This is a genomic window from Streptomyces mayteni (assembly GCF_054783955.1).
In genome coordinates this window covers 1-12585 of record NZ_BAAGPR010000161.1, presented here as the reverse complement: position 1 = coordinate 12585, position 12585 = coordinate 1, and the positions used below count along the sequence as shown (strand labels likewise).

Genomic DNA, 12585 nt, shown 5'->3' with positions numbered 1-12585 from the left:
GCAACCTCGACTCCCGCGCCGGCGCCGAAGTCCTCGGCTTCCTCCGCCGCTCCGTCGACGAACTCGGCCAGACCATCGTCATGGTCACCCACGACCCCGTCGCCGCCGCCTACGCCGACCGGGTGCTGTACCTGGCGGACGGTCGGGTGGTCGACGACATGGCGGACCCGACGGCCGAGCTGGTGCTCGACCGGATGCGTCGCTTCGACGCCCGCGGGAGGGTGTCGTGACCGTCCTGCGGATCTCGTTGCGGAGTTTCCTCGCGCACAAGGGCCGGATGGTCCTCTCGGGGCTCGCGATCGTGCTGTCCGTGGCGTTCGTCTGCGGCACGCTGGTGTTCACCGGGACCCTGAACACGACGTTCGACCGCTTCTTCGGCTCGCTGACCTCGGATGTCCGGGTGGGCCCGGTCGAGGAGGAGCACGCCCAGGAGACGGGCCGGCCGGACACGATCCCGGCGGCCGTCGCCGAGCAGGTCGCCTCGGTCGACGGGGTGGCGGCGGCCGACGGCCAGGTGATGACGGAGCACCTGACCCTGGTGGCCCCGGACGGCGGGCAGGTCGAGGGCTCGGGCGGGCCGACGTTCGGCGTCGACTGGGGCCCGGCGATCCAGCGGACCATGGACCTGGCCGAGGGCCGGGCGCCGTCGGGTCCAGGCGAGGTGCTGCTCGACGCGGACACGGCTGAGCGGGAGGACGTGGCGATCGGCGACCGCCTGGAGATCGTGGCCACCCCCGGCCGGGTCGAGGTCGAGGTGACCGGGCTCGCCTCGTTCCGGGACACCAACCCGGGCGCGGCGTTCGTGCTGCTCGACCCGGCGGTGGCGGCCGAGGAACTGCTGGGCACGGCCGGCACGATCAGCACGGTCGAGGTGGTCGCGGCGGACGGCGTCTCGGACGACGAGCTGCGGCAGCGGATCGTGTCGGCGCTCGGCGACGGCTTCCACGTGGAGACCAGGGCGGAGGGTGAGCAGGCGCTGCGCGACGAGGTCGGCTTCCTCGACGTGGTGCGCTACGCGATGCTGGGCTTCGCGGGGATCGCGGTGCTGGTCGGGATCTTCCTGATCGTCAACACCTTCTCCATGCTGGTCGCCCAACGCACCCGCGAGATCGGCCTGATGCGGGCCATCGGCTCAAGCCGCCGCCAGGTCAACCGCTCCGTACTCATCGAGGCACTCCTCCTCGGCGTCATCGGCTCGGTGCTCGGCATCGGCGCGGGCGTCGGTCTCGCGGTCGGCCTGATGTCGCTGATGAACGCGGTCGGGATCAACATGGACACGTCGCAGCTGACGGTGACGGCGGCGGTGCCGGTGGCCGGGCTGCTGGTGGGCGTGGTGACGACGCTGGTCTCGGCCTGGCTGCCGGCGCGGCGGGCCGGGCGGGTGTCGCCGATGGCCGCGCTGCGGGACGCCGGGACACCGGCTGATGCCCGGGCCGGCCGGGTGCGGGGGGCCGTGGGGCTGCTGCTCTCCGGCGCGGGCGCGGCGGCGCTGGTGGCGGCGGCGAACGCGGACGAGTCGTCGGCGGCCGCCTCGCTGCTGGCGCTCGGGCTGCTGGCGTCGCTGGTCGGCGCCGTGGTGGTGGCGCCGTTGCTGGCGAGCGTGGTGGTGCGGGCGGTGAACGCGGTGGTGCTGCGGGCCTTCGGCCCGGTGGGCCGGATGGCCGGCCGCAACGCGCTGCGCAACCCGCGGCGGACCGGTGCCACGGCGGGCGCGCTGATGATCGGCCTCGCGCTGGTGGGCGGGCTCTCGGTGGTCGGCTCCTCGGTGGTCGCCTCGGCCTCCGACCAGCTCGACCGGACGGTGGGCGCGGACTTCATCGTTGACTCGACGTCGTCGCAGGCGTTCACGCCCGAGGTGGTGGCGGCGATCAGGGCGACGCCCGGGCTCGCGCATATCACCGAACTGGCGTCGGTCAGCGTCGAGTTGACGACGGCGGACGGCGAGACCACGGAGGAGGCGGTGGCCGCGGCCGACCCGACGTACGCGGACGACCTGCGGGCCGAGACGCTGTCGGGCGAGCTGGCGGCGGCCTACCGGCCCGACCACCTGTCGGTGCCGGAGACGTTCGCGGAGGACCACGGCCTCTCGGTCGGCGACGAGCTGACAGCGCGCTTCGTGGGCGGCGAGACGACGACGCTGACGCTCGGCGCGATCACCTCGGAGGACACGGTGCTCGACCAGGGCGCGATGTACCTGTCGCTCGACACGGCCAGGGCCAACCTGCCGGCGGACCGGATGCCGTCGAGCACGGTGCTGTTCGCCAAGGCCGAGGACGGCCAGGAGGACGCGGCGTACGCGGCGCTCCAGGAGGGCCTGCGGGACTTCCCGATGTACGAGGTCAACAACCAGGCCGACTACAAGCAGCTGCTCGAGGACGAGATCGGCGCGCTGCTGAACATCGTCTACGCGCTGCTGGCGCTGGCCATCGTGGTGGCGATCCTGGGCGTGGTGAACACGCTGACCCTGTCGGTGGTCGAGCGGACCAGGGAGATCGGCCTGATGCGGGCGATCGGCCTGTCGCGGCGGCAGCTGCGGCGGATGATCCGCCTCGAGTCGGTGGTGATCGCGGTGTTCGGCGCGCTGCTGGGTCTTGGGCTCGGGATGTGCTGGGGCGTGACGGCGCAGCGGGTGCTGGCGCTTTCGGGGTTCTCCGTGCTGGAGATTCCCTGGCCGACGATTCTGGGCGTGCTGGGGGCGTCGGCGGTCGTCGGGCTGGCGGCGGCACTGCTGCCGGCCTTCCGAGCCGGCCGCCTGCCGGTCCTCCGGGCGATCGCGACGGACTGACGGCCGTACGGGGCTCTCCCCCACCGCCGCGGGCGCGGTGCGCGGATTTACCCCACCCACCCGCCCTTCCCCCCGCTCCGGCCGGGGGCGGCGGCCCGGCCGGAGCCGGGCGGCGCCGGGACGCCGGCGGAGCGGGCGCGCCGCGGGGGGCGGAGCGAGGGGTTCTCCCCCACCCACCCGCCCTCTCCGGCCTCCGGCTGGGGGTTGCCGGCCCAGCCAGAGGCCGGGCCAGGCGCCGCCGGCAACTGCCGCGGAGCGGCACACGACCGGCCGTCGGCAGGGCCGTCCGCGGAACGGGGTGAAGCCCCGGCCGCTGGCCGGCCCCGAGCGCGGGCGGGGGCGTTCGCAGAGCGGGTGCGGGCCTCCACGGCCTTCGGCCGGGCACCGCCGGCGGCGCCGCCCGCGGAGCGGGCAAAGCTCGGCCGAAGGCCGTGGTCATCGCCCGCGGAGCGGGCGCGGGGCGGGGGTGGGGCGGGGGTGGAAGGCCCGCGCGGCCCCGGCGGAAGGGGCGGGCGGGGGGAAACCCTCAGGCCCGCCCGGCCAGGGCTTGGCTGCGGTCGCGGGCGGCTTCGATCGCCGCGATGAGGGCGGCGCGGACGCCGTGGTTCTCCAGTTCGCGGATCGCGCTGATGGTCGTGCCGCCGGGCGAGGTGACGGCCTCGCGGAGCTTCACCGGGTGTTCGCCGCTGTCGCGCAGCATCACGGAGGCGCCGATGGCGGCCTGGACGATCAGGTCGTGGGCCTTGTCGCGCGGCAGGCCGAGCAGGATGCCGGCGTCGGTCATGGCCTCGACGAGGTAGTAGAAGTAGGCGGGGCCCGAGCCGGAGAGCGCGGTCGCCGCGTCCTGCTGGGACTCCGGCAGCCGCATCGTGCGGCCGACGCCGCCGAAGATCTCCTCCGCGTGGGCCAGGTGGCGCTCCGTCGCGTGGTGGCCGGCGGAGATGACGGACATGGCCTCGTCGACGAGGGCCGGCGTGTTGGGCATGACCCGGACCACCGCCGTGCCCTCGGTGAGCCGGGACTCCACGAAGCCGGTGGTGATGCCGGCGGCCGCCGAGATGATCAGGCGGTCGGCGGGAGTGTGCGGGGCGAGTTCGTCGAGCAGCGTGCCCATGTCCTGCGGTTTGACGGCCAGGATCAGCGTGTCCGCGGTCTTGGCGGCCTCGGCCGTGTCGACGACCTCGATGCCGTGGCGGGCGTGGAGCTGCCGTGCCCGCTCGGCGCGGCGGGCGGTGGCCAGCAGGGTGGCCGGCTGGCGGCCGGCCCGCAGCAGGCCGCCGATCAGCGCCTCGCCGATCTTTCCGGCGCCCAGTACCGCGATCTTGTGGGTCATGGTGCTCATGCCGTTCATCCTCGCACTCGGGCCACCGTGAGGTGGACCGTATAGCTCTCCCGCACCACACCGTCCGGGAACTCCCGTTCGAGGGCGGCGCGTTCGGCGTCCAGCACGGGGCGGGACGCCTCGGGGTCGAGGACGGCGAGGAAGGAGTGGGTGGAGAGGTTGGCGAGGTGGGCGTCGAGCGGGAGCTCGCGGCCCCAGTCGACCCGGCGGTGAGCGGTGGAGACGGGGACGGGCGCGAAGTCGGCGACGACGCGGGGCGCCTCGGTCGCGGAGTTGCCGCGGTGGTAGGCGGGGAGGTGGGCGCGGAGCCGGCGTTCCTGCTCGCCCTGCCAGCGGACGTCGCGGTCCGGCACGTTCCACCAGAGGGCGAGCGCGCCGCCGGGGCGGAGCACCCGCAGGGCCTCGGGGATGGCCAGGGCGGGGTCGGTCCAGTGGAACGCCTGGGCGTAGGTGACGAGGTCGAAGGCGTCGGGGGCGAACGGCAGCGCGTTGCCGTTGGCGCGGACCAGGCGGACGGTCGGCAGGTGGGCGCGGAGCTGGGCGGCCATGCCGGGTCCGGGTTCCGCGGCGGTGATCCGGGCGCCGCGCCGCAGCATCGGGCGGGTGCCGAGGCCGGTGCCGGCCCCGACGTCGAGGACGTCGGCGTCGGCGAGCGGCCGGCCGGCGAGTTCCTCGAGGGCGTCGTAGAGGGCGGGCGGGTAGTCGGGGCGCGCCGTCGCGTACGCGGCGGCCACGGTGTTGAAGGACGCCGCGAACTCGGCGGAGCCGAAGCCGGGGTGAAGTGTCATGTTCGGTCATCTCCCCAGGCCGGCCGGCCGCCAGTCGAACGCAGTCGGTCGATCACGGTCAGTCGAGCTCGCGCATCATGCGTTCCATGGAGGCGACGGTGCGGCGGGTCTCGGTCAGCTCGTCGGTGTAGCGGCGGAGTATCTCCGTGTTGTCCTCCAGGAGTTCCGCGTACTTGACGGCGAGCCGCTTGTACTCGTCCTCCCGGGTGGCGAGCATCCGGGCGCGCCAGGTCGCCGCGAACTGCCAGACGATGACGATGAGCAGGAGGAACACGCCCCCGACGCCGAGTCCTGCGGCCCAGACACCGGCCGGGTCGTCGGCCAGCGTCACCATCGAGTCGTTCACTGTGCTTCCTCTTCTTCTCTCCGTGCCGCGGACTCGGGCCGCAACGACTCGGCCGCGGCGGCGATGGTGCGCGGGGTCAGCTCGTAGAGGAACGGCGCGACCTCGAAGTACCGCATGGCCTTGCCGTCCTCGGACAGTTCGAGGGAGCCGGCGATCAGGCCGGCGGCCTCGAGCCGCTGGAGGTGCATGTGGAGCAGCGGGCGGCTCATGCCGATCTCGCGGGCCAGCCGGCTGACGTAGTTCCGCTCCTCGGCCAGCGCCGCGACGATCCGCATCCGCTGCGGGTGGCCGAGCGCGGCCAGCACCTTCAGCAGTTGTTCGCCGATCGGTGCCGGTTCCTCGTCGCCGTGGTCCCGCGTCGGGTCGTTCATCGAGAGGTCCCCTCGCCGTTCCCGGTCTGTGGGTGCAGCCTCTCAGCGGGCACCGTCACCTGTCAATGCGAGCTGACACCTGTCAGCGGTGACGCCGAGTGGCTCGGCGTCGGGCCGGGTTGCCCGAGCGCTTGACGGTCAGCCGCCGGTGCCGGTCGAGCGCGGCCTCGTAGTCGGCGCGCAGCAGCCCCTCGCCCGGTGCCTCGATCGTGCCGCGCAGCCCGTAGGCCAGCAGCACGCCGACGAAGCCGACGACCTTGATGCTGCGGAAGGCGCTCTCCTCAATCGCATCGGGGGACCGCGGGCGGGTGTAGCCGACCCACGCGCGGGTGAAGGCGATGGCGGTGCAGAGCAGCAGCGCCAGCAGGACGAGCGAGGAGAGCCAGCCAGGGGACCCGGCGGCGACGCCGGCGTAGAGGATCCACAGCGCCAGCGCGCCCACCACGGTCAGCAGGCCGGCCGCCGCGGTCAGCAGCACCCGGCGCAGGGCGTAACCGTGTGAGCGGTCGACCCAGCGGGTGCCGTAGAACCGGATCGACTCCGGCCTCGGGGCGTTCTCCTCGTCGGCGACGGACGGTTCGGAAGGGTGGGCGGCAGAAGTGGACATGCGGTCGATTATGGCCGCAGCCCGGGCGAGCGGCGCGGGCCCAGTACCCTGATTCCCGGCATTCGTGGGCCCACCGGGGGAGCTGCCATGACGGACAACCACGGTTCGGCGCCCGGCTCGGCGCCCGAACGGCTCGGCGAGTACGTGCTCGAACGCCGGCTGGGCAGCGGCGGGATGGGCGTGGTCCACCTGGCCAGGACGGTCGCCGGCCGGCAGTTGGCGATCAAGGTGATCCGCCGCGAGTACGCCGAGGATCCCGGCTTCCGGGCCAGGTTCCGGCGCGAGGTGGCGGCGGCGAGGCGGGTCAGCGGCGCGTTCACCGCACCCGTCGTGGACGCCGACCCGGAGGGCGATCCGCCCTGGCTCGCCACCCTCTACGTGCCCGGCGGCTCGCTGGCCGACCGGATCGCCGAGCACGGCCCGCTGCCGGCCCGCGAGGCCGCCAGGGTGGGCGCGCAGCTGGCCGAGGCGCTGACCGAGATCCACGGCCACGGCCTGGTGCACCGGGACCTCAAGCCGGGCAACGTGCTGCTGGCCGAGGACGGGGTGCGGGTGATCGACTTCGGGATCACCCGGGCGCTGAGCGACAGTCACCGGCTGACGGAGGACGGCGCGGTGCTCGGCTCGCCGCCGTTCATGGCGCCCGAGCAGCTGACCGGCGGCGCCGAGGTGTCGACGGCGGCCGACGTGTTCGCGCTCGGCGCGGTGGTGGCGTTCGCGGCGACCGGCCACAGCCCGTTCGAGGCCGGCGGGCTGCCGGGCGGCGATCCTCCCCCAGCTAACGCTGGGAGGTGCCCCCAGGCGGTGGCCTACCGGGTGGTGCACGAGGAGCCGGACCTCGACGACGTGCCGCCGGCGCTGCGCGACCTGGTGTCGATGTGCCTGGCGAAGGATCCCGAACGGCGGCCGGCGGTGCCGTCGTTGCTGCGGATGGCGTCCTTCGCGGACACCAGGGCGCAGGCCGCGGTGGTGCGCGATTCCGAGGTCTGGCGGGGCGCGCGGCAGGCCGGCGAGGGCGAGGAACCCCAGGCCGGGCGGCGGCGGTCGCGGCGCCGGCTCGCGGTGGGCGCGGTCACCCTGGCGGTGCTGGCGGCGGCCGGCGCCGGCGTGCTGGTGGCCGGTGACCGCGGCGAAGGCGGCGCCGACCCGGACGACGACTCGGCGCCCGGGCCATCGGCCGACGCCCCGACCGCGCCGGCGTTCACGCCGTGGGAGGTGGACTGGCAGGACTTCGGCGTGCGGGACGCGGCGATCTCCGGCATGGCCTGCGCCCCGGCGGCCGCCGGCGACCTGCTCTGCTCGGCCGGCTCCGACGTGACCGTGCTGCTCGCCCCGGACGGCACCGAGCGCTGGCGCCACCATCCGCCGCGCGACTCGGCCGCCGGGCCCGGCGCGCTCGCGGTCGGCGAGGTGGTCTACGCCCCGTCGGAGAAGGGCCTGTTGGCGCTCGACCGGGCAAGCGGCGACGAGCTGTGGGAGATCGACGCGCCCGAGCTGATGAACGCGATGGCCGCCACCGAGGACAGCCTGGTGCTGCAGAACGGCGACAGCACGCTGCGCTTCTACGCCCTCGACTCCCCTGACCCGGTGGGCTCCTGGGAGGCCCCGGGCCGCTATCTCACCGACGTGCTGACGGACGAGGACCTGAACCGGGTCCTGGCGCTGAGCCGCGAGGAGTCCGAGGGCTTCCCGCTGGAGCTGGCGCTGCTCGACGGGACCGGCCGGGAGCAGTGGCCGGAGCCGGTGGGGCCGCCGCCCGAGGCGGCCGGCCTGCTCGAACCGGTGGGGATCGACGCGGACGCGGCGTACTTCGAGGAGTGGGACCCCGACCTGCCGGTGGTCAGGGCGCTGCACCGGCTCGACCTCGCCGACCGCGCCTGGAGCAGCACCGTGCTCGACACGGTCGCCGACCCGCGCACCGTGGTGGCGGACGGCGTGGCCTACGCCAACGACACCGCGGGCGGCATCACGGCCGTGGACATGGCGGCGGGCGAGGTGCGCTGGTCGGTCGACCTGGACGCCGAGACCACCTCGGCGCTCACCGTCGCCGACGACGCGCTGTACTTCTCGGACGGCGACGGCCGGCTCCACCGGGTGGCGGTCGCGGACGGCGCGCAGCTCGCGGTGGGCGAGCCGCACCCGGGCACGCCGGGCGCCGGCAGCGACGCCTGGGCGCCGCCGCCGGTGATCACGGACGACGGCCTGGCCTATGTGGTGACGATCGGCAACACGCTGTACGCCACCCGCCTCGACGAACTGGGGTGAACCCGCGCCCCGACCCGTCGCGCCCCGCCTCGCCTCGGCCCAGCCCGGCCCGTCAGACCTCCAGGTGGCCCTCGACCCGCTTGAGGCTGTGCCTGGCCAGCGCCAGGTTGGCGCGGGAGCGGTCGAGCGCGAGGTAGAGGAAGAGCGAGCCGCGGTCGGCCGGCAGCAGCCGGATGACGTGGTAGTGGTCGCCGAGGGTGATGAGGACGTCCTCGATGGTGTCGTCGATACCGAGCGTGGCGAGCGACATGCCGCTCTCGTAGTCGACCAGGGCGACCCCGATGGCCCCGTCGACCGCCATGGCTTCCTGAGGACCAACGGTGCGCACGCTCGACACGTCCCTCTCCGCGATCCTCAGCCTGCCGGGAGTGCTGGGCGCGGCCCTGGTGGACGCCGTGACCGGGCTGACCTACGGCGCCGTCGGCGAGTGGGAGGGCACGGGCGACGGCATCGAGCTGTCCGACCTCACAGGGCTCCTCGCCGAACGCCTCGACCAGGCGGGCGCCACGGGCGAGTTGGAGAGCGTGATCATCACCAGCCGGCACCGGCACCACGTCACGCAGGTGGTGGCGCGACGCGGGGACGCCATGCTGCTGACGGCGGTGCTCGACCGGGAGTTCACCGGCGCCGTCGTCGTCTCCGGCTCCCCAGGCGGCACCATCCACCTGCGCGCCGGCCTGGTGACCGCGATCGACACCCCGGGATCGCCGCCGGTCGAGTCGCTGCTGCTGAAGTCCGGGCGGATCGCCGAGGAGGACTGGGTGACGGCGCGCGCCGCGGCCGGCGCGAGCGACCCCGTCGGCGTGACGCTGGTCGAGCACGGCCTGCTCGGCGCCGTCGAGTTGGAGGTGGTGTGCACGGCCGCCGTGCACGACGCCGCCTTCGCGCTCGCGCTCACCGCCCCTGGCGGCTGGGACGTCACCGACTCCGCGCTGCCGCCCCAGTTCACCGCGGGGCCCGGCGTCGAACCGCAGGCACTCTCCCAGGAGGCCGGCCGCCGCCTCACCCTGCTCCCCAGGCTCTGGGGGAGCGCTACCGAACTCGTGCGCGGCCGGGTGCACGCCCCCGCGCTACCGGGAGATCCTGCGCTTCGTCAACGGCCGCCGCACGGTCCGCGATCTGGCCTTCGCGCTGGGACGCGGCGTCTTCCCGGTGCTCCTCGACCTGAGCCGGATGCGGGCACGCGACCTGGTGATCGTCGAACTCCCCACCTCCACCAGCCCGTTGGGCGACGGCCTCGGCCCGCGCACCGACGTCGGCGGCGCTCCGCCCCCACCGCTGCCTCCCGGAATCCCGCTGCCGCGCCGAACTCCGGGCGGGCACCTGCCCGACCGAGGTCGCTGAAGCGGGCGTACAGCACGTCACGACACGGAAGCGAGCACGCCATGAGCCACCCCGCAGCACCCGAACCAGCCGCGCTGGCCGACGAACTGAGGTCCCTGCGGGAACGCGTGATCGGCGTGACCGAGACGGTGGTGGCCACGGTGGACGGCCTGCTGGTCGCCGCCGACGCGGCCGCCGCGCACCCGGAGTCGGTGGCCGCGCTCTCCGCCGCCACGCTCGGCCTCGGCCGGCGCGCGACCTACGAGGTGGGCGCCGGCGGGCTCCAGGAGATCGTGCTGCGCGGCACCGCGGGCCACGCCGTGGTGCTGGCGGTCGGCGACAACGCGCTGCTGACGGTGCTCGGCGACGAGGGCCTGGACACCGCCACCCTGCGACGCGAAGCCCCGGCCACGGTCGAGCGGCTGGCGAAGCTGCTCGAACGCCACCGGGGCTGACGCTCCCAGGGTGGGTGTGGCGGGCCTCAGCCCTCCAGCTTGCTCAGGTCCCGCACGGCGCCCCTGTCCGCGCTGGTGACCATGGCGGCGTAGGCGCGCAGCGCCAGCGAGACCTTGCGGTCCCGGTCGGCCGGTGCGTACCGGCCGTTCAGCTCGGCGCGGCGGGCGGCCAACTCCTCGTCCGGGACCAGCAGCTCCAGGCTCCGGCTCGGGATGTCGATCCGGATCCGGTCGCCGTCCCGCACCAGCGCGATGGTGCCGCCGGCCGCGGCCTCGGGCGAGCAGTGGCCGATGGAGAGCCCCGAGGTGCCGCCGGAGAACCGGCCGTCGGTGACCAGCGCGCACTTCTTGCCCAGGCCGCGCCCCTTGAGGAACGAGGTGGGGTGCAGCATCTCCTGCATGCCGGGGCCGCCGCGCGGGCCCTCGTAGCGGATGACGACCACGTCGCCCTCCTTGACCCGCTTGTTCAGGATGGCCGCGACGGCGTCCTCCTGGGAGTCGAGCACCACCGCGGGACCCTCGAACGTCCAGATCGACTCGTCGACGCCGGCGGTCTTCACCACGCAGCCGTCCTCCGCCAGGTTGCCGTAGAGCACGGCCAGGCCGCCCTCGGTCGAGTAGGCGTGCGCGACGTCGCGGATGCAGCCGCCCTCGGCGTCGGTGTCCAGCGTCTCCCAGCGCTCCGACTGCGAGAACGCGGTGGCCGAGCGGCGGCCGCCGGGCGCCGCGTGGAACAGCTCGACCGCCTCGGGCGAGGGGGAGCCGCCACGGATGTCCCAGCTCTTCAGCCAGTCGGCGAGCGAGGGGCTGTGCACGGTGTGCACGTCCTCGCGGAGCAGCCCGCCCCGGTACAGCTCGCCCAGGATCGCGGGGACGCCGCCGGCGCGGTGCACGTCCTCCATGTAGTAGTTGCCGTTCGGCGCCACCTTGGACAGGCAGGGCATCCGGCGGGAGAGCGCGTCGATCTCCTTCAGGCCGTAGTCGAGACCCGCCTCCTCGGCGGCGGCCAGCAGGTGCAGCACGGTGTTGGTGGAGCCGCCCATCGCGACGTCCAGCGCCATCGCGTTCTCGAACGCGGCGCGCGAGCCGACGGCGCGCGGCAGCACGGTCGCGTCGTCCTCGTCGTAGAAGCGGCGGGCCAGCTCGACGACGGTGCGGCCGGCGTCCTCGTAGAGCGCGCGGCGGGCGGTGTGGGTGGCGAGCACCGAGCCGTTGCCCGGGAGGGCCAGGCCGATGGCCTCCACCAGACAGTTCATCGAGTTGGCCGTGAACATGCCGGAACAGGAGCCGCAGGTAGGACAGGCATTGTCCTCGATGCGGCGGATGTCCTCGTCGGAGACGCTGTCGTTGGCGGCGTCCGCGATGGCGTTGACCAGATCCAGCTTCCGGACCGTGCCGTCCACCAGGGTCGTCTGCCCGGCCTCCATCGGGCCGCCGGAGACGAAGACCGTCGGGATGTTCAGCCGCATCGCGGCCATCAGCATGCCGGGGGTGATCTTGTCGCAGTTGGAGATGCAGATCAGCGCGTCCGCGCAGTGCGCCTCCACCATGTACTCGACGGAGTCGGCGATCAGGTCGCGGGACGGCAGCGAGTACAGCATGCCGCCGTGCCCCATCGCGATGCCGTCGTCCACCGCGATCGTGTTGAACTCGCGGGGGATGCCGCCGGCCTGCTTGATCGCCTCGGAGACGATCCGGCCGACCGGCTGGAGGTGGGTGTGGCCGGGCACGAACTCGGTGAAGCTGTTGGCCACGGCGATGATCGGCTTCCCGAAGTCCGCCCGGTCTACCCCCGCGGCCTGAAGGAGGGAGCGGGCTCCCGCCGCGTTACGGCCGTGGGTGACGGTGCGGGACCTCAGTGTCGCCATCTCTCTGCTCTCCTGCCTCTCCCCTGCGGGGCGATCCGACTCCCACCGAGGTTACGCCTCCCGCCCGCCTTTCGGGACGGAGATTCCGCGACCTGAGACGCGGCCTGGGCGTCTCCCCGGCGGTTTGCCCCACCCACCCGCCCTTTCTTCCACGCTCCGCGCGGGATCCTCCCCGCCCGCCCGCCCCTACGCGCGCTTCGCGCGGGGTGGGCCCTGCCGGGCCGGGCCGGCCGCCGGAGCGGGTGCGGCGTGCTTCGCGCGGGGTGTGGCGGGGGCGCCGCCGGGGTGGGTGTGGCGCGCTTCGCGCGGGGTGTGGTGGCTTCGCCGCGGGATTGTGGGGGTGGGTGCCCCGCGCTTCGCGCGGGGTTTTCCCCACCCTCCCCCAGCTAACGCTGGGAGGTGCCCCCACGAGCCCTTTGTTTCGCGCTTCGCGCG

The 12585-nt window shown here is 74.3% G+C and carries 10 protein-coding genes and 1 pseudogene; 4 read left to right on the top strand and 7 right to left on the bottom strand.

What is annotated here, in order from left to right; genetic code table 11:
• Both ACYVPE_RS37035 and ACYVPE_RS37030 read left to right on the top strand, forming a co-directional pair.
• Positions 1–230 (top strand): annotated as a pseudogene (locus tag ACYVPE_RS37035) (ABC transporter ATP-binding protein); the annotation flags it as partial.
• Positions 227–2785 carry an ABC transporter permease gene (locus ACYVPE_RS37030; protein ID WP_461038224.1) on the top strand — a complete coding sequence of 853 codons (2559 nt, stop codon included), beginning with the start codon at positions 227–229 and terminating at the stop codon, positions 2783–2785. The pseudogene ACYVPE_RS37035 and the gene ACYVPE_RS37030, both read left to right, overlap by 4 nt.
• 526 nt (positions 2786–3311) lie before the next feature.
• Here ACYVPE_RS37030 and proC read toward each other — a convergent pair.
• The 5 genes from proC to ACYVPE_RS37005 form a co-directional block, all read right to left on the bottom strand.
• The gene (gene proC, locus ACYVPE_RS37025; protein WP_461038225.1) at positions 3312–4118 is read right to left on the bottom strand and encodes a pyrroline-5-carboxylate reductase; all 807 of its coding nucleotides are present in this window, start codon (positions 4116–4118) and stop codon (positions 3312–3314) included.
• 14 nt (positions 4119–4132) lie between these two features.
• Positions 4133–4915 carry a class I SAM-dependent methyltransferase gene (locus ACYVPE_RS37020; RefSeq protein WP_461038223.1) on the bottom strand — a complete coding sequence of 261 codons (783 nt, stop codon included), beginning with the start codon at positions 4913–4915 and terminating at the stop codon, positions 4133–4135.
• Between the two features lie 58 nt (positions 4916–4973).
• A complete protein-coding gene (locus ACYVPE_RS37015; RefSeq protein ID WP_461038222.1) occupies positions 4974–5261 on the bottom strand; it encodes a hypothetical protein in 288 nt (95 codons plus the stop codon).
• Positions 5258–5632, bottom strand: a complete 375-nt coding sequence (locus tag ACYVPE_RS37010) for an ArsR/SmtB family transcription factor (protein ID WP_461038221.1) — start codon at positions 5630–5632, stop codon at positions 5258–5260. Before ACYVPE_RS37010 ends, ACYVPE_RS37015 begins: the two co-directional genes overlap by 4 nt.
• Before the next feature lie 82 nt (positions 5633–5714).
• Positions 5715–6239 carry a hypothetical protein gene (locus ACYVPE_RS37005; RefSeq protein WP_461038220.1) on the bottom strand — a complete coding sequence of 175 codons (525 nt, stop codon included), beginning with the start codon at positions 6237–6239 and terminating at the stop codon, positions 5715–5717.
• An 87-nt stretch (positions 6240–6326) separates the two neighbouring features.
• Between ACYVPE_RS37005 and ACYVPE_RS37000 the strand changes: the two genes are divergently transcribed.
• Positions 6327–8504: a protein kinase domain-containing protein gene (locus ACYVPE_RS37000; RefSeq protein ID WP_461038219.1), complete on the top strand. Its 2178-nt coding sequence runs from the start codon at positions 6327–6329 to the stop codon at positions 8502–8504.
• Between the two features lie 52 nt (positions 8505–8556).
• On the opposite strand, the gene ACYVPE_RS36995 is transcribed toward ACYVPE_RS37000, so the two are convergent.
• Positions 8557–8805 (bottom strand): hypothetical protein, encoded by a 249-nt coding sequence (locus ACYVPE_RS36995; protein ID WP_461038218.1) that lies wholly within the window; start codon positions 8803–8805, stop codon positions 8557–8559.
• A gap of 19 nt (positions 8806–8824) precedes the next feature.
• Here ACYVPE_RS36995 and ACYVPE_RS36990 point away from each other — a divergent pair, with 19 nt between their 5' ends.
• Positions 8825–10282, top strand: a complete 1458-nt coding sequence (locus tag ACYVPE_RS36990; RefSeq protein ID WP_461038217.1) for a roadblock/LC7 domain-containing protein — start codon at positions 8825–8827, stop codon at positions 10280–10282.
• A gap of 26 nt (positions 10283–10308) precedes the next feature.
• On the opposite strand, the gene ilvD is transcribed toward ACYVPE_RS36990, so the two are convergent.
• Positions 10309–12150, bottom strand: a complete 1842-nt coding sequence (gene ilvD, locus ACYVPE_RS36985; RefSeq protein WP_461038216.1) for a dihydroxy-acid dehydratase — start codon at positions 12148–12150, stop codon at positions 10309–10311.
• Between the last annotated feature and the right edge of the window lie 435 nt (positions 12151–12585).